The organism is Pseudomonas sp. TE3899 (genome assembly GCF_056279105.1).
In genome coordinates this window covers 1,424,719-1,450,709 of the sequence record NZ_JBWBQR010000001.1, presented here as the reverse complement: position 1 = coordinate 1,450,709, position 25,991 = coordinate 1,424,719, and the positions used below count along the sequence as shown (strand labels likewise).

23 protein-coding genes are annotated in these 25,991 nt (G+C 58.3%); 11 read left to right on the top strand and 12 right to left on the bottom strand.

Annotated features, from left to right (window positions below):
* Positions 1-24: 24 nt before the first annotated feature.
* The 5 genes from ACZ89E_RS06560 to ACZ89E_RS06540 all read right to left on the bottom strand — a co-directional run bounded on the left by ACZ89E_RS06560 (position 25) and on the right by ACZ89E_RS06540 (position 3,934).
* Positions 25-810 (bottom strand): aldo/keto reductase, encoded by a 786-nt coding sequence (locus ACZ89E_RS06560; protein ID WP_476255151.1) that lies wholly within the window; start codon positions 808-810, stop codon positions 25-27.
* Positions 807-1,391, bottom strand: a complete 585-nt coding sequence (locus tag ACZ89E_RS06555; protein WP_476255150.1) for an AAA family ATPase — start codon at positions 1,389-1,391, stop codon at positions 807-809. Before ACZ89E_RS06555 ends, ACZ89E_RS06560 begins: the two co-directional genes overlap by 4 nt.
* Complete coding sequence (locus ACZ89E_RS06550; RefSeq protein ID WP_476255149.1) at positions 1,385-1,999, bottom strand: 3'-5' exonuclease; 615 nt, start codon at positions 1,997-1,999, stop codon at positions 1,385-1,387. Before ACZ89E_RS06550 ends, ACZ89E_RS06555 begins: the two co-directional genes overlap by 7 nt.
* Positions 1,999-3,135: a radical SAM protein gene (locus ACZ89E_RS06545; protein WP_476255148.1), complete on the bottom strand. Its 1,137-nt coding sequence runs from the start codon at positions 3,133-3,135 to the stop codon at positions 1,999-2,001. Before ACZ89E_RS06545 ends, ACZ89E_RS06550 begins: the two co-directional genes overlap by 1 nt.
* Positions 3,136-3,673: 538 nt before the next feature.
* Entirely contained in the window at positions 3,674-3,934 is a 261-nt protein-coding gene (locus tag ACZ89E_RS06540; protein ID WP_476255147.1) for a hypothetical protein, read from the bottom strand.
* Between the two features lie 724 nt (positions 3,935-4,658).
* Here ACZ89E_RS06540 and ACZ89E_RS06535 point away from each other — a divergent pair.
* The 7 genes from ACZ89E_RS06535 (at position 4,659) to ACZ89E_RS06505 (ending at position 13,537) form a co-directional block, all read left to right on the top strand.
* A complete protein-coding gene (locus tag ACZ89E_RS06535; protein ID WP_476255146.1) occupies positions 4,659-5,627 on the top strand; it encodes a toll/interleukin-1 receptor domain-containing protein in 969 nt (322 codons plus the stop codon).
* Positions 5,628-5,725: 98 nt separating this feature from the next.
* A complete protein-coding gene (locus tag ACZ89E_RS06530) occupies positions 5,726-6,103 on the top strand; it encodes a hypothetical protein (RefSeq protein WP_476255145.1) in 378 nt (125 codons plus the stop codon).
* 468 nt (positions 6,104-6,571) lie between these two features.
* A complete protein-coding gene (locus ACZ89E_RS06525) occupies positions 6,572-6,922 on the top strand; it encodes a DUF4190 domain-containing protein (RefSeq protein ID WP_149660354.1) in 351 nt (116 codons plus the stop codon).
* 21 nt (positions 6,923-6,943) lie between these two features.
* Positions 6,944-7,393 (top strand): DUF805 domain-containing protein, encoded by a 450-nt coding sequence (locus tag ACZ89E_RS06520; protein ID WP_178129195.1) that lies wholly within the window; start codon positions 6,944-6,946, stop codon positions 7,391-7,393.
* A 274-nt stretch (positions 7,394-7,667) separates the two neighbouring features.
* Positions 7,668-8,921, top strand: coding sequence for a multidrug efflux RND transporter periplasmic adaptor subunit MexE (gene mexE / locus ACZ89E_RS06515; protein ID WP_149660352.1), 1,254 nt, complete (start codon positions 7,668-7,670; stop codon positions 8,919-8,921).
* Positions 8,922-8,936: 15 nt separating this feature from the next.
* The gene (locus tag ACZ89E_RS06510; protein WP_149660351.1) at positions 8,937-12,116 is read left to right on the top strand and encodes an efflux RND transporter permease subunit; all 3,180 of its coding nucleotides are present in this window, start codon (positions 8,937-8,939) and stop codon (positions 12,114-12,116) included.
* Positions 12,113-13,537, top strand: a complete 1,425-nt coding sequence (locus ACZ89E_RS06505; RefSeq protein WP_149660350.1) for an efflux transporter outer membrane subunit — start codon at positions 12,113-12,115, stop codon at positions 13,535-13,537. The genes ACZ89E_RS06510 and ACZ89E_RS06505 overlap by 4 nt, the downstream gene beginning before the upstream one ends.
* Before the next feature lie 284 nt (positions 13,538-13,821).
* Here ACZ89E_RS06505 and ACZ89E_RS06500 read toward each other — a convergent pair whose 3' ends face one another.
* Genes ACZ89E_RS06500 through ACZ89E_RS06490 form a run of 3 tightly spaced genes read right to left on the bottom strand, consistent with a single transcriptional unit; the run spans position 13,822 to position 17,114 of the window.
* Entirely contained in the window at positions 13,822-14,772 is a 951-nt protein-coding gene (locus tag ACZ89E_RS06500) for an HlyD family secretion protein (protein ID WP_123410501.1), read from the bottom strand.
* A gap of 4 nt (positions 14,773-14,776) precedes the next feature.
* Positions 14,777-14,977, bottom strand: coding sequence for a DUF1656 domain-containing protein (locus ACZ89E_RS06495; RefSeq protein ID WP_133839750.1), 201 nt, complete (start codon positions 14,975-14,977; stop codon positions 14,777-14,779).
* Positions 14,967-17,114 carry an FUSC family protein gene (locus tag ACZ89E_RS06490; protein WP_476255144.1) on the bottom strand — a complete coding sequence of 716 codons (2,148 nt, stop codon included), beginning with the start codon at positions 17,112-17,114 and terminating at the stop codon, positions 14,967-14,969. Before ACZ89E_RS06490 ends, ACZ89E_RS06495 begins: the two co-directional genes overlap by 11 nt.
* Positions 17,115-17,321: 207 nt before the next feature.
* On the opposite strand from ACZ89E_RS06490, the gene ACZ89E_RS06485 reads away from it, so the two are divergent.
* The 4 genes from ACZ89E_RS06485 to ACZ89E_RS06470 all read left to right on the top strand — a co-directional run bounded on the left by ACZ89E_RS06485 (position 17,322) and on the right by ACZ89E_RS06470 (position 22,787).
* A complete protein-coding gene (locus ACZ89E_RS06485; protein WP_476255143.1) occupies positions 17,322-18,221 on the top strand; it encodes a bestrophin family protein in 900 nt (299 codons plus the stop codon).
* A 77-nt stretch (positions 18,222-18,298) separates the two neighbouring features.
* Complete coding sequence (locus ACZ89E_RS06480) at positions 18,299-19,354, top strand: tetratricopeptide repeat protein (protein WP_149660345.1); 1,056 nt, start codon at positions 18,299-18,301, stop codon at positions 19,352-19,354.
* 263 nt (positions 19,355-19,617) lie between these two features.
* Entirely contained in the window at positions 19,618-21,120 is a 1,503-nt protein-coding gene (locus ACZ89E_RS06475; RefSeq protein ID WP_149660344.1) for an ATPase domain-containing protein, read from the top strand.
* Positions 21,117-22,787 carry an ATP-binding protein gene (locus ACZ89E_RS06470; RefSeq protein WP_149660343.1) on the top strand — a complete coding sequence of 557 codons (1,671 nt, stop codon included), beginning with the start codon at positions 21,117-21,119 and terminating at the stop codon, positions 22,785-22,787. The genes ACZ89E_RS06475 and ACZ89E_RS06470 overlap by 4 nt, the downstream gene beginning before the upstream one ends.
* A 168-nt stretch (positions 22,788-22,955) precedes the next feature.
* On the opposite strand, the gene ACZ89E_RS06465 is transcribed toward ACZ89E_RS06470, so the two are convergent.
* The 4 genes from ACZ89E_RS06465 to ACZ89E_RS06450 all read right to left on the bottom strand — a co-directional run bounded on the left by ACZ89E_RS06465 (position 22,956) and on the right by ACZ89E_RS06450 (position 25,991).
* Complete coding sequence (locus ACZ89E_RS06465; protein WP_149660342.1) at positions 22,956-23,333, bottom strand: response regulator; 378 nt, start codon at positions 23,331-23,333, stop codon at positions 22,956-22,958.
* Between the two features lie 77 nt (positions 23,334-23,410).
* Positions 23,411-24,592, bottom strand: coding sequence for a hybrid sensor histidine kinase/response regulator (locus ACZ89E_RS06460; RefSeq protein ID WP_476255142.1), 1,182 nt, complete (start codon positions 24,590-24,592; stop codon positions 23,411-23,413).
* Entirely contained in the window at positions 24,586-25,179 is a 594-nt protein-coding gene (locus ACZ89E_RS06455) for a chemotaxis protein CheB (RefSeq protein WP_149660340.1), read from the bottom strand. Before ACZ89E_RS06455 ends, ACZ89E_RS06460 begins: the two co-directional genes overlap by 7 nt.
* Complete coding sequence (locus ACZ89E_RS06450; protein WP_149660339.1) at positions 25,176-25,991, bottom strand: CheR family methyltransferase; 816 nt, start codon at positions 25,989-25,991, stop codon at positions 25,176-25,178. Before ACZ89E_RS06450 ends, ACZ89E_RS06455 begins: the two co-directional genes overlap by 4 nt.

Below are 25,991 nucleotides of genomic sequence, written 5' to 3'. Positions count from 1 at the left end.
TCGAATGAGAGAGCGCGCGAGGTGCTAGCCCTCAATATCCGATCTGAGGTTTTCCTCCAGATGCTCAACTCTGGATGTGCCCGGAATTGGGAACATGACCGGCGAATAGTTCAGAAGCCATTTCAAGGCATGGGTTGCCGAGGCGGACTGGCCTCGAACCTCACCGGTTGAAAAATACCTTCCGGCGCTCAGAGGCGCGTAGGGAATGAACGCTATTTCGTTCTGCTCACACCAGCGGATTACATCCTCGGACTGGTTATCCAGGATGCTAAATTGATTCTGAACCGCGGCGATGGGTGCAATCGCAATCGCCTGGGTGATTTGAGGAATATCAACTTTCGACAAGCCCAGGCATTTGATCTTCCCTTCTTGTCGCATCTGCTCAAGCTCCCCGACCTGGTCAGCCAAGGGGACATTTGGATCGACACGGTGCAAGTAATACAGATCTATCGCTTCGACGTTGAGCTGCCTGAGGCTCATCTCAACGCACTGGCGCAAATACGCTGGAACGCCGCATGGCGTCCACTTGCCGGGACCTTGACGGGTGAAGCCACCTTTAGTTGCAATGATCAGGTCGTCGGCATAGGGAAACAACGCTTTACGAATTAGCCCCTCGGCCACATTTGGCCCATAGGCGTCAGCGGTATCGATGTGTTGCACGCCCAACTCCACCGCTTTACGCAGGAGCTGGACGGCTTCAGCTTCGGAAGCAGGCGGGCCCCAGATGCCCAGCCCCGTGAGCCTCATGGTGCCAAATCCGAGGCGCCTCACCTGCTTTCCTGCCAAGAGTCCCGTACGGGGGCCGGTCATAAGTGCTCCAACTTTTGAAGGATTTCGATGTGTAAGCTATCGAGAAGAACATCTCGTATGTCAGGAAAAAGCATCTGATGCTGGATCCCGAAGTCGTTCAAAATCTGATGCAAATGGCTGTCGACGGACGCCCTGAAAGGCAAGTTGGTATCGCGTCCTGGGCCGAGAGCAATGGAGCTATCAAGCCTGGTCGCAACGATCATCGAGTAGCCAGGAAGTTGGCTGGTGATTAATGATTTGACCGCATCTACCTGGTGCATCGGTGCAGATGTACCTCGATGCTCGACTGCGGCATTCCAATACGCCACGGCATCCATGATCGGTCGATCGACCAATATCACCTCGACTGTGTCAGCCGCTGCTCGTTGCGCCTCAAGCGTACGGTCGATAAACCACATCGTGGAGTCGTAGGTATGCTGAGTGAGCAGCGGGATACCTTGCTGTACCGCAAGCTTCCCGAACGATGGGATGGTAGCAACGCAGATGCCTTTGCACTCAAGTGAAACTTTGAGCGCTTCACAGAAGGTGGACTTCCCCGTGGAGTGGGTTCCAGTGACACCTAAAACAACAGGCTTCACCATAGGCTTCCTTGTTCCGGGGGAGGCGACTGCTCGTAAGGTTGCGTTTTGAGCTGCGCGATTTTGCAGATGTCCTGCCAAGTGCTGGCAGCTGACTTTTCGATGAGATGATCAAGCAATAAGGCCGTCGCATAAGCATCATCTGCTGCCCGGTGGAGCTGGTCGGCGACCTTGTCGCGCAGCCCTGTGTCAATGAGCAATGACTCAAGCCGATGGCTCTTGGCGTTAGGGTAGACGTGACGAGCAAGTTTCAAAGTGTCGATGACCCCCACTGGCGACCATTCGGGTAGGTGACGCTTCATCACGCCATAGTCGACCGACGCATTGTGCGCGACGAACCATCGGCTCTGCAGGTGCTGCTCGACGTCATCCATGATCTCAGCCCAGGATGGGCAATTTTCCAGCTCCGCGTTTTTAATACCGTGGATTCGCTGGGCCTGCCAAGTGATCCGATGGACGGGCTTGATTAACCAAGACAAAATCTCGCGGTTTTCCGTCGGTGGAAATGAGGCGATTCCCACCTCGACCAAGTCGGGTGGCGTATGCCCATTGCCCTCAACGTCTACGATGATGATTGGTTCAGAGGGCCAGGCGAAGTCTGTTTTTAGCATCAGAGATTCCTTGTAGCCTCGGCGCGGCCATGGCGCGCGTAGTGATGGGGTTTATCAGCGTCGTGCACCTGATAGCGTAGTGAGTGCTGTAAATAGTAACGACGCTGTTCATCCAGGCCACGAACGACAATCGCACGGTCGTTCACCTGCGGGTCTTCCACAGCACCCAGCTCGTGGCACATTCGATTGAGAATCTGCTGATCTGGCTTCTTCCATGCCGCCTTGCAGATGGAGAATTGGAAGCTAGGGCAGGTATCGCATAGTTCGGTGATACCGAAGTGTCCGTTGTAATCGGGTTGCGCATGCGCAAAGGCAACTCCGCAAGAGGTTTTGTGGAAGATCGGCGTCACCTTATTCTGTTCCCCATACAATCTGAGCAACCTATGCTCATCTTCCAGCGGGAGTAGTTTTCGTCTTGCCGTCATTTTGTAAGGTTCAGGGATTCCTTGGCTCTGGTAAAACTCGGCTATTTCCTTTCGATAGAACAGCCCGCTAAATACGGTCGCATGGGCATGGTTGGCCAGCGCCGCGGCCTTTGCAATGTGTTCAAACGAGTCGTTTAGCCCTGGAACGATTGGGCGCCAATACAACACCACTTTGTAGTGACTGGCATGGCGGAACAGCATCTTCAGACTGTTGGCAGCGATCGAAGACTTGATGGGCTCTACCTTCGGATCATCAATTCCTGAGTACGTAACCAGCACTGTCAGCTTGATATTTCTGAGCGTATTGAAGCGCTCGCAATCGTCCTGAGATACACGCCATCGAGTGATCACAAGCACATTGTTGGTCAGCCCGGCCTCATCAAGCATACGCAGCAGATTATGGGTATGACTCTTGACCTCGGGGAGCATCGGGTCGGTGGCCCGGTTGAACAACTGAATGGGTGTGATATGAGGCTGGAAATACCGGTGAGTGATAAATCGCTGGAAGGCTTCTTCATCGCTCATCAATGCTTGCGGCGTTCGCTGATCAAAATTTCCATAGAGATGACGAACGCAGTAGCTGCAATCGAGTGGACAGCCAATGATGTGATTCAAGCTCAGCCCGCTTTTGCGGTAACCGACAGGATCTACAAGGTTCGGGTTGGCGTTTTTTAACTGCGTCGAGTCGATGATTCTGACCTGGGATCTCACTGCGATTCTCCTTGCTTGCCATCGGTTCATCAGATGGAGTGAGCGCCCATTAAGGGTGCCTACCCGCCCATCCTTGGTTGGTAACAATAATGGCCAGATGATAGCTTGATTTCTGAGCTTGCGGGCAAGCCCAGCCGTATGGCTGAGCCAATAGTTTCGCTGCCCGCAGCATCCCCCGTTCAGGTGCCACAAGGATGTGATCCAAAACAACTGCGAAACCGTCAAAAACGCACTATGTTGTGTTAAGGCAAATCAAGAAGCACCACATAGTGTGGTTATTGCTTGATGCGCCCGCTGTCTACCGATGTATTTTCGTAAGATCCTTAACGCATGAAGGAGATTTCGTATGACAGATCGTCGCCCTATCAACAAAGACGTCAACGTTCCTAAACCAGGCGGTGGTGAGCAGCCGCGTTCTCGCAATCAAGATGGACAGATTCGAGATAAACGGAGTGATGCGGGCAAACCCCGCAAGTGACGTGTAACAAATTCAGCATAGGGCGCACACCCCTCTGCTGGTTTTTGACGTCCTACAGAATCACGCGATTTTCGCGTCTTTTGCACTACTGATACCTTCGAGCACCGGTCGCATCACCTCGGCTGTGTAACGCGGGAGAGGTATCTTGAAGCTACCATCGGGGTCGTCCAGGATTAGGCTGTAAATGACCTCAGAAATCTGGCAGATTTTAGATCCCTTCAATCGGTCATATTCATACTGCTTTTCCTCCTCAGCTATCACGATGGCAGACGGAATCCAGTTACCGGCGTGGGTGGCCCCCCTTAAAAACTCCTTTCTCAAACGATTTATCCTGAGAAGCTCTGATGACCAAAAACCTCTGTCCCTGCAAGCCCGAGTTTTCGGCCAATGGCTACTGTTTGGCCTGCGACGGTACCAAAATCAAGAATGCTAACAGAGAGAAAACGCTGAATAGCAATCTGCTCCGGCGCATTCCTAGCTGGGAGGAATACCTGAGCTTTGATGGCGCCCATTGCCACCAGCTATGGGCGAAGCTTGATGATCATTGGCGATGCCCGTGCTGCGAACGGACACGATACCAATTGCTACGTTGGACGATGCTTTACCCGAACAAACCGCATACGCGAGAAGGCTGGGCTGTAGGTCTCCATACTCACCATAACCATGGAATCGACCCTAACGTACGAAAACCGCTTCCTGGAGAACCTCATCGGATCACCACGTTTGCTCCCGTCATCATCTGCGAGCAATGCAACAGTGCTGACGGCACGGTTAAGAGACGCCTAGGCCTTCCACCTTCCTTTACATTTGCGCCACTTGAGATCCGTCAGTTCGTGTGGCCAACGCCTCACGGCAGGCACATCATTCATTACGAACGAGCCCAAATGATCTATCACCATGCCACGACTCGAGCACCGTTGTTTTTTGGCTGACAGGTTCAACTGAAGGGCATCCAATCAGCAGTCAAGCCAAACCAACGTCTGTACTTCGCAGCCAAGCTGCCCGTAAGATCGAAATCGCACTTTTCCGAGTAGGAGTGACCCTTTTGCCGAACGTGTTCTTTTCTTATTGCCATGCTGACGAGGCGCTGCGCGACCAGTTGGAAAAGCAGCTTTCGATGCTCAAGCGCCAAGGCGTCATTGAGACTTGGCACGACCGCAGAATCGAAGCAGGCCAAGAGATCGATGCCGCCATTGATGATCACATCAACAGCGACGAAATTATCCTGTTGCTGGTAAGCCCCGATTTCATCGCTTCCGACTATTGCTACAACATCGAGATGGCTCGCGCGATGGAGCGCCATGCCGCTAAAGAAGCGACTGTCATTCCTGTGATTCTTCGCCCATGCGATTGGCATCATGCCCCCTTCGGCAAGCTGCTTGGCACGCCCCAAGATGGTAAGCCAGTGACCCTTTGGCCTGATCGGGACGAAGCATTCTTGCAGGTTGCGAAGGAGGTTCGGAAGGCTGCCGAGCGACGCAGCCGTAGCCAACCGAACACTGCTCCGCGAGCTGAACGCAACGATTTCAATGGAGGTTCAGCGCCCTCCCTTATCGCCCCGGCTGGCCCTAGGTCGAGTAACCTTCGAATGACTAAGAGCTTCACCCAGCTGGACAAAGACCGCTTCTTGCTCGACAGCTTCGAGTACATCGCCCGCTATTTCGAGAACTCGTTGCTGGAGCTCCAAGCGCGCAACTCAGGGTATGAAGGGGTGTTCCGTCGGATAGATGCAAATCGCTTTTCTGCGAATATCTACAAGGACGGCCACGACGTTGCAAAAGCGGCAGTGTTCACCGGCGGCCAGATGGGCGCCGGTATCTACTACAGCCATGGAGACTCGTTTGGCGGCGGCTCGTACAACGAGGCACTCACCGTAAATACGGACGACCAATCCATGTACCTGAAGACCTTCGGCATGGCGTTCCACACTCGCCAAGACCAGAAGCTTTCTCAAGAAGGCGGTGCCGAGACGCTTTGGGGCCTTCTCATCGCACCGCTACAACGCAATCGGTAAATCATTGCTGGGTGCGAATTAGCCAGAACCTAGGGGGCCCCTGGCCTCGACGCTGCCCTTACTACAAAGAAGTAAGACTCACATAGAAGGTTCAGACCATGGAAGTAGTCCTGCTTGCCCACATCACATTTAACCGAATAAGCTCGGCCAGTGGTGGCGGAGGCTTTCAAAGCCAACGCCAGGTCAAGTTTTCCGCTGAGCTACCAGACACCGACCAATCGGCCTTAAGGGAGTTGGTGATCGAGATCGCCGAGGCACATGGTGAAGCGGTGGGAGCCTTGAGAGAATTGACGTACGAGCGAAGCTACGGAGGGGAATTGGTACTCAACATCCAAGGCCCGAGCACCTCATACAGCACCGCTTATGCCCAATGTCGCATCATCCATGCGCTGAAAGCCAAAGGGCAGTACTTCGAGCTTAAGGCGGTAGAAGACAGAGACGTCACACCATATGTCTCATCTCGGCGGGCTAAGTAGTTCGCATATCGACTCATCGAACCACCAAGGATTTGCCGGATTCGGGTTGTTCATCCAGTATACGGAGGCGCACTGAATACCAGCCACGGCCACCTAGGTCCGCGTCAGAAATCGCCATTCGAGATCGCTCGGACACTCGGCGCAATTGGGGGCATAACTGGGGGCATAATTCGAGTTTTTCAAGCTGAAACTACTGTTCTAGAGCCTAGTCAAAATGTTCTTTGGGGATCCGGATAGCCTGACTTAAGTCGCGCGAGCAGCTCGATGCTGTCCACACCCGAACAAGATCAAACGCTATTGATGAGTGCGCCTTTCTAGCCCAGCCAGAGTAACAGTCGCTAAGCGCGATTTGCGCAACACACCCGGCCTTAAAAACAGAACTCGAAAGTTATCGGAAATAACATTAAAGTCGCCCGGCATCCGGGCGATAACGGTGCTGGTATTCAGGATTAAAAGTTAAGGAAAACGATGACAATGGTATTTTGTCGCGCGTGCGCCAAGGAAATTCACGAGACGGCTCCAGCGTGTCCCCAATGCGGAGCGAGCCAACACGTTGCCTTGGCGGCAACTCCTGGCATCGGCTCACCGTGGCTGGCCATCCTCTCGCTGATATTGGGCATCATCTGCTTACTCACCCTGCTTGATGACTCCGAATGGGACAGAGATACCGTCGTCGGTATGAGCACATTTTCCGTCGCCGGTCTTATTTGCGGGATCATCAGTATCAACCAGAAAAAACCAGGAAATAACTTGGCGATTGCCGGCGTTATCTTGTCGGCTATTGCGACGCTTGTTTTCATCGGACTGTCATTAGACTAATTTTAGGGAAAAAATATGAGCATGGTTTTTTGTCGTGGTTGTGCCAAGGAAATCAGTACCCTGGCCAAAGCCTGCCCGCAGTGCGGCGCGCCGCAAGCGAGCGAACAAGCCTTTACAGCGCCAAATGCAGGCGCAGCGCAAGGTAATCCTTACATTGAAGTACTGAAGAAATATGCTGTGTTCAGCGGCCGCGCAAGCCGCCGGGAATACTGGATGTTTATTCTGATCAACGTTGCGATCGGTATCGGCCTCATGATTATCGACGCCTTGTTGGGCACCAAAGGGATCCTCAACAATATATATAGCCTGGCAGTTTTCCTCCCGGGTCTCGGTGCGGCCATTCGCCGGATGCACGACACTGATCGCAGTGGCTGGTGGATCTTGCTGCCGATCGTGAACATCGTATTCCTGGCCCAGGACAGCACGCCTGGCGTTAACCGCTTCGGTCCGAACCCTAAAGGGATCAACTGAATTCAGTGAACTAACGCTAATCGAGACGGCCGCCATGGCCGTCTCTTTGTTTGAGCCGTTGACAACACTTCGAATCCGTCCGACCTTTGCATTACCCGCAACACTGATTTGTTATCAACCCAATTGATAGCACCCTAACGAAAGGCGCATGCTAGAGGGCTTGCTTCGCGCTTATATCATTCCGAATGATAGTTACCTTTGCCTCATTCGATTCGTGCGATACAACATCGCCGAGCATCATCCGTCCATTCTCAATACATTGGCGGATGCATCCATGGAACAGTCACTCAAACATTTGCGCTTCCCGTTGGCCTTGTTGGCCGTAGTGGTGATGAGCGCTTGCGGCAAGGCTCCTGAGACCGCCGCCACCATGCCCGCGGCCAAGGTCAGCGTGGCCAAGGTGCTGGAGCAACCTGTCAACGAGTGGGACGAATTCACCGGGCGCCTCGAAGCGCCAGAAACCGTAGAAATTCGTCCACGGGTCTCCGGCCAGATCGATGAAGTCGCTTTCACTGAAGGCGCATTGGTCAAGAAAGGCGATGTACTGTTCCAGATCGACCCCCGCCCATTCCAGGCTGAGGTCCGCCGCCTCGAATCGCTGGTCGCCCAATCCCGCGCAAACGCCACCCGCAGCGAAAACGAAGCCCAGCGCGGCGAACGCCTGCGCACCAGCAACGCGATCTCCGCCGAGCTGGCCGATTCGCGCACCAGCGCTTCGCAAGAAGCCCGCGCTGCCGTCGGTGCCCTCCAGGCCCAACTGGACCTGGCCAAACTGAACCTGAGCTTCACCCGCGTGACATCGCCGATCAGCGGCCGCGTCAGCCGTGCGGAAATCACCGCCGGTAACCTGGTGACCGCCGATACCACCGCGCTCACCAGCGTCGTCTCGACTGACAAGGTCTACGCCTACTTCGACGCCGACGAGCGTGTGTTCCTCAAATACACTCAGCTCGCTCGTCAGGGCAAACGCGGCGCCACCACTCCGGTGTACCTCGGCCTGTCCAACGAGGACGGCAACCCGCACCAGGGCGTGATGAACTTCGTCGACAACCAGGTCAACCCGAAGACCGGCACCATCCGTGGTCGCGCCGTGTTCGATAACGCTGACGGCCAGTACACCCCAGGCCTGTACGCACGCCTGAAACTGGTCGGCAGCGGCACCTACTCGGCCGTGTTGATCAACGACGAAGCGGTCGGTACCGACCTGGGTAAAAAGTTCGTGCTGGTGATGGATGCCGACAACAAGACCGTGTACCGCTCAGTCGAGCTGGGTCCGAAGATCGAAGGCTTGCGCATCGTGCGCAGCGGCCTGAACAAGGACGACACCGTCATCGTCAAGGGTCTGCAACGGGTTCGCCCTGGTTCTCCAGTGACGCCTGAAGTGATCCCGATGGCCACCAAGGAAACCCTCGCCGCTCTGGCTCAACAACGACAAGCGCTGGAAGCCAGCAACCTGCCCCAAGTCGCACCTGCCAAGGTCGCGCCGGGTGCGGTTGTGAAACTGGCTGCTGCGACTCCACGCGGTTAAGGGACGACAACTCCGATGAATTTTTCCCAATTCTTCATTTCCCGGCCGATCTTTGCAGCGGTACTGTCGCTGCTGATCCTGATCGCCGGCGCCATCTCGCTGTTCCAGTTGCCGATCAGCGAATACCCGGAAGTGGTTCCGCCGACCGTTGTGGTCCGCGCCAACTTCCCGGGTGCCAACCCTAAAGTCATCGGCGAAACCGTGGCCGCTCCGTTGGAGCAAGCCATCACCGGCGTCGAGAACATGCTGTACATGTCCTCGCAGTCCACCGCCGACGGCAAGATCACCCTGACCATCACCTTCGCCCTGGGTACTGACCTGGACAACGCGCAGGTGCAAGTTCAGAACCGCGTAACCCGGACCGAGCCGAAGCTTCCAGAAGAAGTGACGCGCATTGGTATCACCGTGGACAAGGCCTCTCCGGACCTGACCATGGTGGTCCACTTGACCTCGCCGGACAAACGCTACGACATGCTCTACCTTTCCAACTACGCCTTGCTCAACATCAAGGATGAGCTGGCGCGTCTGGGCGGTGTCGGTGATGTGCAGCTGTTCGGGATGGGCGATTACTCCCTGCGGGTATGGCTCGATCCAAACAAGACCGCTTCGCGCAACCTGACCGCGACCGATGTGGTCAACGCCATTCGTGAGCAGAACCGTCAGGTCGCTGCCGGTGCCCTGGGCGCGCCTCCTGCGCCGAATGCCACCAGCTTCCAGTTGTCGGTTAACACCCAAGGTCGTCTGGTTTCCGAGGAAGAGTTCGAGAACATCATCATTCGCGCCGGTGACAACGGTGAAATCACGCGCCTCAAAGACATCGCTCGGGTTGAACTGGGTTCCAGCCAATACGCCTTGCGTTCGTTGCTGAACAACCAACCGGCGGTGGCGATCCCGATCTTCCAGCGCCCTGGCTCCAACGCAATCCAGATCTCCAACGAAGTTCGCGACAAGATGGCCGAACTGAAGAAGAGCTTCCCGGAAGGCATGGACTTCAGCATCGTCTATGACCCGACCATCTTCGTGCGCGGCTCCATCGAGGCAGTGGTTCACACCCTATTCGAAGCGCTGATCCTCGTAGTGCTGGTAGTGATTCTGTTCCTGCAAACCTGGCGCGCCTCGATCATTCCATTGGTGGCGGTGCCGGTATCGTTGATCGGTACGTTTGCGGTGATGCACCTGTTTGGCTTCTCCCTGAACGCCCTGTCACTGTTCGGTTTGGTATTGGCCATCGGTATCGTGGTGGATGACGCCATCGTGGTGGTGGAGAACGTCGAGCGGAACATCGAACTCGGATTGACCCCGGTCGAAGCCACCAAGCGCGCCATGCGTGAAGTGACCGGCCCGATCATCGCCACGGCACTGGTGTTGTGTGCTGTGTTTATCCCGGCGGCGTTCATCTCCGGGTTGACCGGGCAGTTCTATAAACAGTTCGCCCTGACCATCGCGATTTCGACGGTGATCTCGGCCTTCAACTCGCTGACCCTGTCGCCAGCGCTGGCTGCGGTGTTGCTCAAGAGCCACGACGCGCCGAAGGACCGCTTCTCCAAGGTCCTCGATAAGATCTTCGGTGGCTGGTTGTTCCGTCCGTTCAACCGCTTCTTTGAGAAAGCCAGCCACGGTTATGTCGGCACGGTCGGCCGGGTCATCCGCAGCAGCGGTATCGCCCTTCTCCTGTACGCTGGCCTGATGGTGCTGACCTTCTTCGGTTTCGCCAACACCCCGACCGGTTTCGTACCTGGCCAGGACAAGCAATACCTGGTGGCCTTCGCGCAGTTGCCGGACGCTTCGAGCCTGGACCGTACCGAAGACGTGATCAAGCGCATGTCCGACCTGGCCCTGAAACAGCCTGGCGTGGAAAGTGCGGTGGCCTTCCCGGGCCTGTCGATCAACGGCTTCACCAACAGTCCGAACGCCGGCATCGTGTTCGTGACCCTGAAACCGTTCGACGAGCGTAAAGACCCGAGCATGTCCGCCGGTGCGATTGCCGGTGCCTTGAACGGCAAGTTCGCCGGCATCGAAGAAGCCTACATGGCGATCTTCCCGCCGCCGCCGGTACAAGGCCTGGGCACCATCGGTGGTTTCCGCCTGCAGATCGAAGACCGGGGCAACCTGGGCTACGACGAGCTGTACAAAGAAACCATGAACATCATCACCAAGAGCCACAACGTGCCGGAACTGGCCGCGCTGTTCACCAGTTACACCGTGAACGTGCCACAGGTCGATGCCGCCATCGACCGTGAGAAAGCCAAGACCCACGGCGTCGCCGTCAGCGACATCTTCGACACCCTGCAGATTTACCTGGGTTCGCTGTATGCCAACGACTTCAACCGCTTCGGTCGCACCTATCAAGTCAACGTTCAGGCCGAGCAACAGTTCCGCCTCGAACCGGACCAGATCGGTCAGCTGAAAGTGCGCAACAACAAAGGCGAGATGATCCCGCTGGCGACCTTCATCAAGGTCAGCGACACCTCAGGTCCCGACCGCGTGATGCACTACAACGGCTTCATCACCGCTGAAATCAACGGTGCGGCAGCCCCGGGCTACAGCTCCGGCCAGGCCCAGATCGCCATCGAGAAACTGCTCAAGGATGAACTTCCAAACGGCATGACTTACGAATGGACCGACCTGACCTACCAGCAGATTTTGTCTGGCAACACTGCGCTGTTCGTGTTCCCGCTCTGCGTACTGCTGGCGTTCCTGGTGCTCGCGGCGCAATACGAAAGCTGGAGCCTGCCACTGGCGGTGATCCTGATCGTACCGATGACGCTGCTGTCGGCCATTACCGGTGTGATTGCTTCGGGAGGCGACAACAACATCTTCACCCAGATCGGCTTGATCGTACTGGTGGGGCTTGCCTGTAAGAACGCGATTCTGATCGTCGAGTTTGCCAAGGATAAACAGCAGGAAGGCCTCGGCCCTCTGGCTGCGGTACTGGAAGCGTGCCGTCTGCGTCTGCGGCCGATCCTGATGACCTCTTTCGCGTTCATCATGGGTGTTGTGCCACTGGTGTTCTCCAGCGGTGCCGGTGCCGAGATGCGTCATGCCATGGGCGTGGCGGTGTTCTCCGGGATGCTCGGGGTGACCTTCTTCGGTCTGTTGCTGACGCCAGTGTTCTACGTATTGATTCGTAACTTTGTGGAGCGCGGTGAAGCGCGCAAAGCGGCCAAGACCCTGAAACTGGAGTCGCAACAATGAGCCTGAAAGCCTTCCTGCCGAGCTTGCTGGTACTGGCGCTGAGCGCCTGTGCCGTCGGCCCGGACTACAAAACCCCTGCCACGGAGCCGGCCAACATCACGGCCGCTACCGATGGCGCCAGCGGTCAGAAGAACTATGACCGCTCGCGTTTCGAAGGCATCTGGTGGCAACAGTTTGAAGACCCGACCCTCAACCAGTTGGTGATGCAATCGCTGCAAGGCAACCGTGATCTGCGCGTGGCATTCGCCCGCTGGAAAGCCGCACGAGCGATTCGCGACGACGCCAGCAACGACGCCATGCCGACCATCACCAGCCGCGCCAGCAGTGACCTGGCCAAGGGGCAAATCCCTGGCCAGACCACCAAACGGGTTAACAGCGAACGCTATGACCTGGGCCTGGACATGGCGTGGGAACTGGACTTGTTCGGTCGCATCCAGCGCAATCTGGAATCGGCCGACGCCGAGCAACAAGCCGCCGAGGCCGATCTGTACCAACTGCAAGTCAGCATGATTGCCGAACTGGTGGACGCCTACGGCCAGCTGCGCGGCGCACAACTGCGGGAAAAGATCGCCCTGGCCAACCTGAACAACCAGCAGGAATCGAGCAAGATCACCGTCAGCCTGCGTGATGCCGGCGTCGGCGATCAGCTTGATGTGGTCCGCGCCGATGCACGCCTGGCGTCCGTCGAAGCCAGTGTGCCGCAATTGCAGGCCGAACAGGTTCGGCAGAAAAACCGCATCGCCACCCTGTTGGGCGAACGTCCGGACAAGCTGACCGTCGACTTGAGCCCGAAAGATTTGCCTGCGATCGCCAAGGCCCTGCCGATCGGTAATCCGGGTGAACTGCTGCAACGTCGCCCGGACATTCTCAGCGCCGAACGCAAGCTCGCTTCCGCCACCGCCCGTATCGGCGTAGCCAAGGCTGATTTGTTCCCGCGGGTCAGCCTCAGCGGCTTCCTCGGCTTCACCGCCGGGCGTGGTTCGCAGATCGGTTCTGCGGCAGCCAATGCCTGGGCACTGGGCCCAAGCATTACCTGGGCGGCGTTTGACCTGGGTAGCGTGCGCGCCCGTTTGCGCGGTGCCGACGCCGATGCCGAAGGCGCCCTGGCGACCTACGAGCAACAAGTGCTGCTGGCCCTGGAAGAATCGGAAAACGCCTTCAGCGATTACGGCAAACGCCAGCAACGCCTGATTTCGCTGATTCGTCAGAGTGAATCCAGCCGCGCCGCTGCCGACCTGGCGCAGATTCGCTACCGCGAAGGCACGGCGGACTTCCTGGTCCTGCTCGACGCCCAGCGTGAACGTCTGGCCGCCGAAGATTCCCAGGCCCAGGCCGAAGTCGATCTGTATCGCGGCATCGTCGCAATCTACAAAGCCTTGGGTGGCGGTTGGCAGCCGGAGACAACGGTCGCCAGCAAGTAAGTTTTTAAAGAGCTCCTTTGGTTGGCCGCAACCAACCAAATTTTTTGGCCCCGCGTCTCATTCGGTCGCGGGGCTTTTTTTTGCTTGCGCCAAAGACAGCACATATTCCCTGTGGGAGCGGGTTTTTGTGGCGAGGGGGCTTGCCCCCGTTGGGTCGCGAAGCGGCCCCAGTATGCTTTCAGCTCCATCAAATTGCCTGGATTCACGACTGCTTCGCAGCCGAACGGGGTGATGCGGCATTCCGACAAGCCCCCTCGCCACAAAAGCCCGCTCCCACAAGGGGTTCAGTGGTGACCCTCCATCACGGTAACGGTTGCCGTAGTGCCGGCTCGCAGCCGGTTTTTTGCGGCGTAATCGGCGTCGATTTCAATGCGAACCGGCACCCGTTGCGCCAGTTTCACCCACGTATAACTGGGGTTGATGTTGGCCAGCAACCGCCCACCCGGGGCGTTCTCGCGGTCGGCAATGGCGAAGGCGATGCTTTGCACCGTGCCGCCGAAGGTTTCGCCGCTCATTAACTCGATCCGCACCCGGTCCCCCTCCTGGATTCGCGGCAGTTTGGTTTCTTCAAAGTAACCACTGACGTAAAACGAGTCGCTGTCCACCAGCGCCAGCAACGCACCACCGGCCGTGGCGTAATCGCCCTGGCGGGTCAGCAGGTTGGTGACGTAGCCACTGACCGGCGCTTCAACCCGGGTTCGCTGCAAGTCGAGTTCGGCCTGGGTCAACGCGGCGATCGACAGTTGCACATTGGCCTGGGCCAGCCCGAGGTTGGCCTGGTTACGCAACAATTCGGCCTGGGCCACCGCCACTTCGGTGCTGGATTTTTCCCACTCTTCACCGGAAATCGCGAACCCCAGTTTTAACTTGCGCCGCCGCTGCTCCTCGCTCTGACGCTGCTTGAGCAAGGCTTCACTGGAGACAATCGAGGCCTGGGATTGACCGAGGGTCGCCTTCGACACCTCCACCGAACGCTTGGCCCGCTCCACCGCCAGGCTGTAGCGCGCCGGGTCGATTTCCAGCAGCAACTGGCCTTTCTCCACATGCTGGTTGTCCTGCACGTTCAGGCTGACGATGCGTCCGGCGACGTCGGCGGACAAGGTCACCACATCGGCACGCACCCGGGCGTCACGGGTCCAGGGTGCGCGGGTGTAATGCTCCCAGGCAAACCAGCCGAGGATGAAGGCCAGCAACACCACGGCAACGGTGGCGAGTCGGGCAAGAATGTTCTTCAAGGCATCAAGCTCCCATGACCAGGATCAGCGTGGCGCACACGCAGGCATACAACGCTCCTTCGAACAGCGCTTCGTGCCAGACGAAACGCAAAACACCCAGGCGCCTCAGGAGCCAGTCCAGCAGCAGAAAAATCGGCAAGGCCAGCAACAGGGCCTGGGCGATTGGCGGCAGATAGACACCTCCCAATTCCAGATCAATGGGCAAGGGCCGGTACTCCTTCCGTGTCGGCAGGTTGAAAGTAGCCGCGGTAGCGCTGTAGAAACGACACCACGATCAGCAACGACACGCGCATCCGGAATACGGACCACAACTGCTCATGAACATCCAGATGCAGGTCATCCATTTCATCCCCCAGGTTGCGCAAGTTGGCGAGCAGGCGCTCAAGATCGATCCCGGGCCGTCCGGCAATCAACCGCCCGGTCTCACGGACCGCCGCCAGCAAACGGTTTTGTTGATCGGTACTCAGCAGCGCATGGTTGCGCCCTTGCTGCCTGAGCTGGTTCAACGCCACGCCCAGCGCCATGCAACCCAGGCTGACTTCGAACAACTCCCGGGAGCGCTGCTCGGTAATCGCCGGCAGCAAGCCAAGCATCATGGTCAGGCGGTCGACCATACGGCTTTCAAAGGCAAATTGCTGCTCATCGGTGGCTGGCGTCTTAAGTAACGCGTAGACCTGTTCACAGCTCTCATTGAACAACCGGCGCATCCGTAAAACCGGTCTGAACGGGAAGATCAGCGCGTAGACACTCAGTGCCAGCACGGTGGCGCAGGTGTACGCGGCGGCGAACTCGAACCACTGGATCGCCGTGTTCTGGCCGATCCCGATGTTTTGCGGCCCCAACAACAGGAATGTCGTGAGCCCCAGGCCAATGGCCGTCCCGGTGGTGGGCGGCGTGGTCAGCCCGATCGCCACGGCGTACAGCAGCGGCACCAACAGCAACGCCAACAACTCGAAATGGCTGATCATCGGGAACAGCATGAACAGGTAGAGCGCCGAAGCGATCAGCGCCATGACCAGCCCCCGCGCATAACTCTGGGCGGCCAGCAGCGGTCGCGGGAACGTCGCCATCAGCGAACAGAGAATGCCCACCAGCACCATTCCGCCACGGGCGCCGTCCCAGCCGGTTTCGATCCAGATCAATCCAGCCACCACCAACGCGATAAAGGCGCGAATGGCGTTCATCGCCGCCAGGGTGAAATCCAGATGCAATGGATTCTCCTGCCCGCGAAACACGCAACTGGCTTCGCGCCCCTCCTGAATCGCATCGCTGAGTTCCAGAATCTGCTCCAGTTGCTGAAGCAACCGCGCCTGCTCCCAACGCAACGCCCAGGCCAACGAGCGCAAGGTGGCGGTCATGGTTTCGGTGAGCTGCTCGGCCTTGTAAGCCTGGCTGTCGAAGCGGTGTTGCAGTGAGACGAAATGCTGGCGCGCCTCGGTCGACAATGCGCGCCCCTGAATCGCCACTTCATCGAGAAAAACCAGTTCTTCGGCGCGCAACAGCTCGATTTCTTCGGGCAATGCGCCTTGCCAGCGCTCGGCCAGCAGCTCTCGCTGGTGGCGCAACGCCGTCAGTCGTGAGGTCAGCAGCACCAGCTGATTACCCAGCATCTGCACCAGGCCGTTGGCACTGCGCAGGCGAGGCGCATCGAAGTACAAATGCCGACGCAACCCTTCCAGCGCACTGATCTCGCCCAACAGTTGCATCTGCCGACGGTGGAAATCGGCTTCGCTTTCTTCGGTGCGGATGACCGCCGCCGCGTGGGTCGCAAGCAGCTTGATCACCTCGTCGACCTTGGCGAAATAGTTGCGCGCCACCGTCTCCGGGCGTGCGGTCAGGAGGCTGACCACGCACACGCAAGCCACCGCCAACAGTGTCTCGGTGACCCGTGTGACGGCCAGCAGGAACGTGCCGTCCTGGTCCGGCACCGACAGCAGTGCCACAACAACGGCCGTGTAGCCGCTGAGCACAAAGGCCTGGGAGCTGGTGTAGCGCAACAACGTACCGCCAGCGGTGCACAACGCCAGCCACAGGGCCAGGGTAATAATGAAGGGCAGCGGGGCCTGGGGGAAAATCGCCATGATCAGCACCGCGACGACCGCGCCCATCGTGGTGCCGATAACCTGGCCGAAGCTGCGGGCCAACGCCATGCCACCCGACGGCTGGCTGACGATGACCACCGCCATGATCGACCACTTGGGCTGGTCGAGGTCGAACAGGAACGCCAGGTACAAGGTCAGCAAACCGGCGGCAATGGTTCGCAAGGCAAACAGCAAGCCCCCTTGGCCGGGATTGAGCAGCATCTTGAAGTAGTGAACAAACGGTTGCATGGGCGAACTCATCGGGTCATCTCAAGCAAGCGTAGTCACTGCTTCAAGACCCCGACAGGTTAAAAAGTCGACGGGAGTTGTAGGCAAATTCGATGATCAGCCAGCCGCCAGCGATAGATGCGCTCGATAACCCTGTCAGCCATAGCGATTGGACAGAAACCGGCCCGGCCCCTAGGCTTTAACCGCTGCGAAAGCGTCACTCGAAAAAGCCCCGCCCCCATGATCGTACGTCCCAAGCCGAACCTGATCGGCATCCTGTTTTCCCTCAAAGGCTCGATTGCCAAGCGCATTGCCTTGCGCAGCCTGTTGGTGACCCTGCTCGCGTCGGTGATTGTGCTGGTGGAAACCTGGCACCCGGCCTACTTCTCCAAGGTCAATGCCACGCCCTTCACCCTGCTGGGGTTGTCGCTGTCGATCTTCATGAGTTTTCGCAACAACGCGTGTTACGACCGCTGGTGGGAAGGTCGCAAGCAATTGGGGCAATTGATCATCGAGGTGCGCTCGCTGATCCGCCAGACCCAGGGCCTGATGGACGCGCACGAACGCGAGTTGCTGCTGCGTGAGCTGTGCGGCTTCGCCCATGGCCTGATTGCGCGCCTGCGCTTTGAAAGTGAACGCCAAGCTGTCGCACCCTGGACCTCAATCCCCATCGACCATCAGCACCCGAACATCCCCGACGCACTCTTGCAACGCATCGGCGCCCGCTGTTCGGAGCTGGCCGAACTCGGCCGGATCAGCGAATGGCGCTACACCCAACTGGAATCCCGACTGGTCAGCCTGAGCCAGGTCCAGGCCAGTTGCGAACGGATAAAAAGCACGCCGCTGCCCTTCCCTTACACCCTGTTGCTGCACCGCACCATCTACCTGTTTTGCATCCTGCTGCCGTTTGCCATGGCCGAACCATTGGGTTGGCTGACCCCGGTGTTCACCGCCATCGTCAGTTACACCTTTTTTGGCCTCGACGAGATCGGCGACGACCTGGAAGACCCGTTCGGCTTCGACGAGAACGATTTGCCGTGTAATGCGATTTTGCGCACCCTGGAGCGCGAAGTGCTGGCGGCGTTGGGGCAAACCGATTTGCCGCCGGCCCTCGAACCCATCGAGTACGTCTTGAACTGAGCCAGGGTTTGACTCACGGCCGCACCTGACCGAAGCTGACGTCTTTTGCAAAAGCTCGCCAGCTCCCGGATCCGTGCATGCCCCAGTCCCGCCGCTACCTGCTTATCAGCCTCTGCGTCCTGTTCGCCATTGCCCTCGCCTGGTTTTTCCTGCGCAGTACCACGCCCGTGGTGCCGGAGGCGATCAAACATGGCTACAGCGAAGCGCTGGCCCAGGCGCGCGCCGGTCAACCGGGGGCGGCGCGGGTGCTTTATCAGCAACTGGCGCGGCCTGACTTGTCGACCAAACGCCGGCTCTGGCTCCTCGCCGAGTTGCCCAACTACCCCAGCCCGCAAGCCTTGAAGCTGGCCGATGCCGACTTGCAAAACAGCTCGGCGGATGTCCGGGTGGCGGCGATCAAGAGTGTGGTCGGCCTGGTCCCCAGCGGTCAACGCAGCCTGTTGCTGGGGCCGTTGCTCGATGACAGCGAGCAAACCGTGCGTTTGGCAGCCGTCAACGCGCTATTGGGGCTGTCACCGGATGATCTGGGCCTGTATTTCGGTCCATTGCAGCAGGCGATTGATGCCTGGGAACTGGTGCTCAAGGCCGAACCGGAAAGTGCCAACACGCACTATCAGCTGGCACGGCTGCACCTGCACAACGCCGAACTGAAGGAGGCGCAACAAGCGCTGGAGCGCACCTTGCAGTTGGAGCCTGGCAACCTGCCGGCACTGGTCATGCAAATCGAAGTACTGGACAAGCAAGGCCAGACCGACGCCGCCCGCCAGTTGCTGGCCAAACAGTTGAAGGCCCAGCCCGATTCCGCCTTCCTGCAACATGCCCTCGGCCTCTGGTTGCTGCACCACGGGCAGAGTGAATTCGCGGTACTCGGCCTTTCCAAAGCGGTTGAACTGGAGCCGGACAACAAGGATTACCGTTACGACCTGGCCACTACGCTGCACGGTGAGGAAGAGCTGGAAGCCGCGCAGAAACAGCTGCAGGAAATCGTCCAGCGCCACCCAGCCGACCGCAAGGCGCGGGTGTTGTTGATCAATTACTGGAAGGAAAGCGGCCAGTTGCAGAACGTGCAGATTCTGCTGGCGCAACTGGAGCAGATGAACCCGGATGATCCGGCGTTGCAGCAAGGTCTGTAACGCTCGCCACCGTCCCTGTAGGAGTAAGGCTGAACGGCGATGGCGTCCGTGAGATCGCTATCGCGAGCAAGCTTTGCTCCTACAAAAAAAAAGCAGCGTCAAGCAAGCCTTGCTCCTACAGTCAGCAGGCGTCACACAGGCGTCATCGCGCCCGGCAAAAAAGGTTGAACCGTCGTCACGGCCAAGGGTCAAGAGAAACAGGCAGTCAATTCAGGCATTTCAGGCCTGCTGCCTCGCTTCCCCTAGTCATGAGAGGGCTTTTTTTGTCTACATCTAACGAGTTGTTCAGTGCAAAAGCCGCCACCGGCATCGAAGGTCTGGATGACATCCTGGCCGGTGGATTGTCTCGCGGCCATGTGTTTTTGCTGGAGGGTGAACCCGGAACCGGTAAAACCACCGTCGCCTTGCATTTTCTCCTCGCCGGAGCCCGAGCCGGCGAGCGCTCGTTGTACATCACCCTGTCGGAAACCGAACGTGAACTGCGCCAAGGGGCGTTGTCCCACGGCTGGGAGCTGGATGAGAACATCCACATCTTTGAACTGACCCCGCCGGAAAGCTTGCTCAACGCCGAGCACCAGCAAAGCTTGCTGTATTCCTCGGACCTGGAGCTGGGCGAAGCCACCAAACAGATCTTTGAAGTCGTAGAGCGAGTCAAGCCGACCCGCGTGGTCCTCGACAGCCTCTCGGAAATCCGCCTGCTGGCCCAAAGCTCTTTGCGCTATCGCCGGCAGATCCTGGCCATCAAGCATTACTTCGTGCGCTATGACGCCACGGTGTTGCTGCTGGATGACCTGACCACCGAATCCCTGGATAAAACCGTGCACAGCGTGGCCCACGGGGTGATTCGCCTGGAAGAACTGACGCCCAACTACGGCGCAGAACGCCGGCGGATTCGGGTGGTGAAATACCGTGGCCAGAAATATCGCGGTGGTTTTCACGACTTCACCATCATGGGCGACGGCGTGCATGTGTTCCCGCGCCTGGTGGCGGCGGAACATCGCGGCAAGTACATCCGCACGCAATTGACCAGCGGCATCAAGGAAATGGACGCCCTGCTCGGCGGCGGCATCGAAACCGGCTCCAGCACGCTGATCCTCGGTCCCGCCGGTACCGGCAAATCCCTGATCTCGATGATATTCGCCGCTGCAGCCGTGGCCCGTGGCGAAAAGGCCGCGCTGTTTATCTTCGATGAAGAGCTAGGGCTGCTGTTTGAACGCATGAAAAACATGGGCATCGATCTCAAGGCCCTGCAAGACACCGGCAACTTGCTGATCGAACAAGTGGACGCGGCCGAACTGTCCCCTGGCGAGTTCTCCCACCGGGTGCGGCGCTGCGTCGATGAACGCAATATCAAGACTGTGGTGATCGACAGCATCAACGGCTATCAGGCGGCAATGCCCGAAGAAAACGCCCTGGTGTTGCACATGCATGAGTTGCTGCTGTACCTCAACCGCCAAGGCGCCGCGACCTTCATGACCGTCGCCCAGCATGGTCTGGTCGGTGACATGCAAGCGCCGGTCGATATCACGTACCTGGCCGACACCGTAATTCTGCTGCGCTACTTCGAAGCCCTGGGCAAAGTGCGCCGGGCCATCTCCATCATCAAGAAACGGACCGGCAGCCATGAATCAACCATTCGCGAATACCGCATCAGCAGCCACGGCATGACCATCGGCGAACCGTTGGATGCGTTCCAGGGTGTATTACGCGGCGTGCCGACCTACCTGGGCGCCAGCAATCCGCTACTCAAGGAAGACGACAAATGACGGCGCTGGCAGCGACCTCCGAGCGCGCGATCATCCTCGCGCCACTGGGGCGCGACAGCCAGATTGCGCTGATGATGCTCAACGAGGCCGGTTACGCCGGCGTCATCAGCCGTGACATGCCAGCGTTGTGTCGCGAACTGGAGTTTGGCGCCGGGTTGCTGCTGATCTCGTCCGAAGCGCTGCTCGGCAGTGACCTGGAACCCCTCTTCACCCTGATTGAACAGCAACCGGCCTGGTCGGACTTGCCGATTGTGCTGCTGACGTATCACGGCGGCCCGGAACACAACCCGGCGTCGCGCTTCGGCCCGCAACTGGGCAACGTCACCTTCCTTGAGCGCCCGTTCCATCCGGTAACCCTGATCAGTCTGGTGACCACCGCGTTGCGCGGGCGACGACGACAGTACGAAGCCAGGGATCGGCTGATCGACCTGAGCCAAAGCGAGTTGCGCCTGCAAACCACCCTGGAAACCCTTGAACAACAAGTCGAGGAACGCACTGCGCAACTGCGGCACAACGAAGAAGCATTGCGCCAGTCGCAGAAGATGGAAGCAGTCGGCCAATTGACCGGCGGCATCGCCCATGACTTCAACAACATGCTGACCGGCATTATCGGCAGCCTGGAGCTGCTGCGTCGACGCCTGGCTCGGGGGCGCACCGACGACCTCGACAGCCTGATCGATCTGGGGGTCACTTCGGCCAACCGTGCGGCGGGCCTGACCCACCGTTTGCTGGCGTTTTCCCGCCGCCAGTCGCTGGATTCCAAACCCGTGCAGATGAATGCCCTGGTGACCTCGATGGGCGAATTGCTGCAGCGCAGCATCAACGAAAGCATTCAACTGGACATGCAGTTGAGCGATCAACTGTGGGTGGCCGAGGCCGACCCCAATCAACTGGAAAGCGCCCTGCTGAACCTGGTGCTCAATGCCCGCGATGCGATGCCCGACGGCGGCCAATTGGTGGTGAACACCTTCAATCAGCATCTGGACACCGGTTTCGCCGAATCCCATGGCAACCTCGAACCCGGGGATTATGTGGTGCTGAGCGTCACCGACACCGGCTGTGGCATGCCGCAAAGCACCATCAGCCGGGCATTTGATCCCTTCTTCACGACCAAACCCATCGGCCAGGGCACCGGGCTTGGGTTATCGATGATCTACGGTTTCAGCAAGCAGTCCCGAGGCCATGTCACGATCCAGAGCGAAGTCGACAACGGCACCACGGTTAACCTCTACCTGCCGCGTTACATGGGCAACCTGGCGCAGGATCCGCTCGCGGATATCCAGCAAGCGCCCTTCGCCCAGGACGGTGAGACCGTGCTGATCGTCGAAGACGACCCGGCGGTCCGGGTGTTGGTCAGTGCGGTGTTGAGCGAGTTGGGCTATGCCTTCGTCGAGGCTGGCGATGCCGACAGCGCAGTGCCGATCCTGGATTCCGGCCAGCGCATTGATCTGTTGATCAGCGATGTCGGGTTGCCCGGGATGAACGGCCGGCAACTGGCGGAAATCGGTCGTCAGTATCGGCCCGATCTCAAGGTCTTGTTCATTACCGGGTATGCCGAGCACGCAGCGGTGCGCGGTGGTTTCCTTGACCCGGGGATGCAGATGATCACCAAGCCGTTTACCTTCGACCTGTTGACGGCAAAGGTGCGGGAGATGATTCGAATCTAAAGCGCCCGAGAGGTTTTACCGACGATGGCGGTCTCACGGACGCCTTCGCGGGCAAGCCTCGCTCCTACACGGGACGCGCGTGAACCTGTAGGAGCGAGGCTTGCCCGCGAAGGCGATTTCGGGATCACCCTCACCGTCAAGCCATGCACCGATAGGCGTTTTTTGATCTCAGGACAGCATTTCCTGCATCAATTCCTGCAACACATACAGGTCAAACGGCTTGCCCAGAATCGGCGCCTTGCGGGTAATCGGGCTGTCGGTCTCGCGGATTTCCTGCGGATAACCGCTGATGAAAATAACCTTGAGCTCCGGTCGCAGCTTGACCGCGGGCTCGGCGATCTGCACGCCGGAAATCCCGCCAGGCAGGCGGAAGTCGGTAATCATCATGTCCAGGTGCGGTTTACTGGCCAGGATTTCGAAGGCTTGCTCGCCGTTTTCGGCCTGCAACACCCGATACCCCTCGCCCGACAGATAGGCAGACAACACCATCAAAATCGAGGGATCGTCCTCGACAATGAGTACTACATCTTGCGCATCTTCACTCATGGGAAGCCTTTGTTCGGTCAATAGCTGCTGATACGACCGTGAGGTCGTTCAGAGGTTGCGTTTATCTGGCTGCTTTCCTACAGCGGCAGACAAACGCGAAATAAGGCGCCTTCGTTGATTCTGCTCTCGACGACGATGGATCCGCCATGGGCGGCGACGATTTGCTCGGAAATAAAGAGCCCGAGCCCAAGTCCCGCAATCACGGTCTTGGCTGAAACCCGTTCGAACTGTTGAAAAATACGCTTCTGGTTTTCTTCACTGATGCCGATGCCGCGGTCCTGGACCTCGACCCGGGCCTGGCCTTCGTGGCAATACACCCGCACATCGATCTGACCCTTGCCGCCATAGCGCAGGGCGTTGGTCAGCAAGTTGGAAATCACCTGCTCGATCCGGAACTCGTCCCACTGCCCTTCCACCGGCCCTTCGGCGCTGAACGTCACCGAGGACTCGGCGGCATCAACCTGCGGCGCGAAGTTTTGCAGCAGGTTGTCGACCAGTTGCACCAGATCTACCCGGCTCGGGCGGATCGACAGTTTGCCGGTGCGGATGCGCGAGACATCGAGCATGTCTTCGATCAGGCGGATCAGGCTTTTGATCTGCCGCTCGTCGCGGTCGACCATGGCGTGCATCTTGTCCAGGGTAAACGCCGCTGCGTTGTCCCGGGCCAGGTGCATCTTGCGCAATTGGGTTTCGAGGATCAGGCCATTGAGCGGCGTGCGCACTTCGTGGGCGACGATTGACATAAAGTCATCGCGCATGCGCACGGCTTGCTCCAGCTCATTCTGAGTGGTCTGCAGTTTTTTCAGCAGTGCTTCCTGCTCGCGACGGCTCTGCTCCAGGGCTTCGACCTGTTGCTTCATGGCCTTGCTCTGGCGATACAGGTCGACGAACACATTGACCTTGCTCTTGACCGCGTGGATATCCAGCGGCTTGTGCAAGAAGTCCACGGCACCGCTTTCGTACCCTTTGAACGCGTAGTTCAGCTCACGGCCAGCAGCGCTGACGAAGACAATCGGGATGTTCTTGGTCTTTTCCGTGCCGCGCATCAGTTCGGCCAGTTCGAAGCCGTTCATGCCCGGCATCTGCACGTCAAGAATGGCCATGGCGAATTCGTGTTGCAGCAACAACGACAGCGCTTCGTCCGCCGACAGCGCCTTGTAGACCATGCGGTCTTCGCGCTTGATCAACGCTTCGAGGGCCAGCAGGTTTTCCGGCAGATCGTCGACGATCAGCAGTTTGGCTTGGATGTCACTCAGCATGCTATTCGTTCCAACTCGACAAGCAAACGGCCGATGCCGCGTATAGGGAGAATGTGGTCAGGTTGATGCAAGTCCAGCGCCGCCTGGGGCATCGTCGCGACCTGGGCTTCGTCCGGGTCTTGCACCACGGTCAGGCCGCCACGGTACTTGACCTGGGCCAGACCGTTGGCGCCATCGCGGTTGGCACCGGTCAACAACACGGCCGCCAGCGCCGGTCCGTAAGCATCAGCGGCGGACTCGAACAGAAAATCAATGGCGGGCCGCGAATAGTGCACGCGGTCCTCCAGGCTCAACGAGAAACTGCGGTCCTGTTCCACCGAGAGGTGATAACCCGGCGCGGCAAAATACAGGGTCCCGGCTTCGACCAACGTCTTGTCGACAGCCTCCAGCACCGGCAGTGAAACCCGTCGGGCAAACACCTCGGTCAACTGGCTGCGACGATCGTCAGGCAGGTGCAGCACCACGATGATCGGCAGGGCAAACCCTTCACGCAGCGGGCTGAGGATATTCAGCAGCGCCTCGACTCCACCAGCCGAAGCGCCGATCACGATAGCCTCTACGGTCGGCAAACCGGCTTCGTTGTTCATGATTTACGGTAGATCCGTTCTTGTTTGACCAATGGCTCGAACTGCTTGCCGAACGCCGAGAAATCCGGGGTTTCCTTACTGCCCAGCACCAGGAATCCACGATGGCACAGCGACTCATGAAACAAGCCAAACGCTCGATCCTGCAATTTTTTATTGAAGTAAATCAATACGTTGCGACACGAAATTAATTGAGTTTCTGAAAACACACTGTCGGTCGCCAGGCTATGGTCAGCAAAGGTCACGTTCTCGCACAGGCTCTTGTCGAAAATCGCGTAACCATAGGCGGCCGTGTAGTAGTCGGCAAACGAGCGCTGGCCACCGGCCTGCTGGTAATTGGAAGTGTAGGCGCGCACGTTCTCCATGGAGAAAATCCCTTGCTTGGCTTTTTCCAGTGAGCGCGGATTGATGTCGGTGGCGTAGATGATCGTGCGTTCGAGCAAGCCTTCCTCGCGCAACAGGATCGCCATCGAATAGACCTCTTCACCGGTGCTGCACCCGGCAATCCAGATCTTGATCGACGGATAGGTCTTGAGCAGCGGTACCACTTCCTTACGGATCGCCAGAAAGTGCGACGGGTCACGGAACATCTCGCTGACCGGGATCGTCAGCAACTGCAGCAACTGCATGAACGCGGTCGGGTCGTGCAGGACTTTCTCCTGCAACGCCGAGATGGTCGCGCACTCGAACTGACTCAAGGCATGAGCGACCCGGCGCTTGATCGAGGCGCCGGAGTAGTCACGAAAGTCATAGCTGTACTTGAGGTAGATCGCCTCGATCAGCAGCCTCAGTTCGATTTCGGTGTTCTTTTCCAC

Excerpts from the sequence above, each read along its gene's own strand:
- mexE (WP_149660352.1), top strand. The coding sequence starts at position 7,668 with ATGGAACAGTCACTCAAACATTTGCGCTTCCCGTTGGCCTTGTTGGCC.
- ACZ89E_RS06460 (WP_476255142.1), bottom strand. The coding sequence starts at position 24,592 with ATGCTGAGTGACATCCAAGCCAAACTGCTGATCGTCGACGATCTGCCG.
- ACZ89E_RS06505 (WP_149660350.1), top strand. The coding sequence starts at position 12,113 with ATGAGCCTGAAAGCCTTCCTGCCGAGCTTGCTGGTACTGGCGCTGAGC.
- ACZ89E_RS06480 (WP_149660345.1), top strand. The coding sequence starts at position 18,299 with ATGCCCCAGTCCCGCCGCTACCTGCTTATCAGCCTCTGCGTCCTGTTC.
- ACZ89E_RS06550 (WP_476255149.1), bottom strand. The coding sequence starts at position 1,999 with ATGCTAAAAACAGACTTCGCCTGGCCCTCTGAACCAATCATCATCGTA.
- ACZ89E_RS06465 (WP_149660342.1), bottom strand. The coding sequence starts at position 23,333 with ATGAGTGAAGATGCGCAAGATGTAGTACTCATTGTCGAGGACGATCCC.
- ACZ89E_RS06455 (WP_149660340.1), bottom strand. The coding sequence starts at position 25,179 with ATGAACAACGAAGCCGGTTTGCCGACCGTAGAGGCTATCGTGATCGGC.
- ACZ89E_RS06530 (WP_476255145.1), top strand. The coding sequence starts at position 5,726 with ATGGAAGTAGTCCTGCTTGCCCACATCACATTTAACCGAATAAGCTCG.
- ACZ89E_RS06490 (WP_476255144.1), bottom strand. The coding sequence starts at position 17,114 with ATGAGTTCGCCCATGCAACCGTTTGTTCACTACTTCAAGATGCTGCTC.
- ACZ89E_RS06485 (WP_476255143.1), top strand. The coding sequence starts at position 17,322 with ATGATCGTACGTCCCAAGCCGAACCTGATCGGCATCCTGTTTTCCCTC.
- ACZ89E_RS06560 (WP_476255151.1), bottom strand. The coding sequence starts at position 810 with ATGACCGGCCCCCGTACGGGACTCTTGGCAGGAAAGCAGGTGAGGCGC.
- ACZ89E_RS06470 (WP_149660343.1), top strand. The coding sequence starts at position 21,117 with ATGACGGCGCTGGCAGCGACCTCCGAGCGCGCGATCATCCTCGCGCCA.
- ACZ89E_RS06525 (WP_149660354.1), top strand. The coding sequence starts at position 6,572 with ATGACAATGGTATTTTGTCGCGCGTGCGCCAAGGAAATTCACGAGACG.
- ACZ89E_RS06510 (WP_149660351.1), top strand. The coding sequence starts at position 8,937 with ATGAATTTTTCCCAATTCTTCATTTCCCGGCCGATCTTTGCAGCGGTA.
- ACZ89E_RS06520 (WP_178129195.1), top strand. The coding sequence starts at position 6,944 with ATGGTTTTTTGTCGTGGTTGTGCCAAGGAAATCAGTACCCTGGCCAAA.
- ACZ89E_RS06555 (WP_476255150.1), bottom strand. The coding sequence starts at position 1,391 with ATGGTGAAGCCTGTTGTTTTAGGTGTCACTGGAACCCACTCCACGGGG.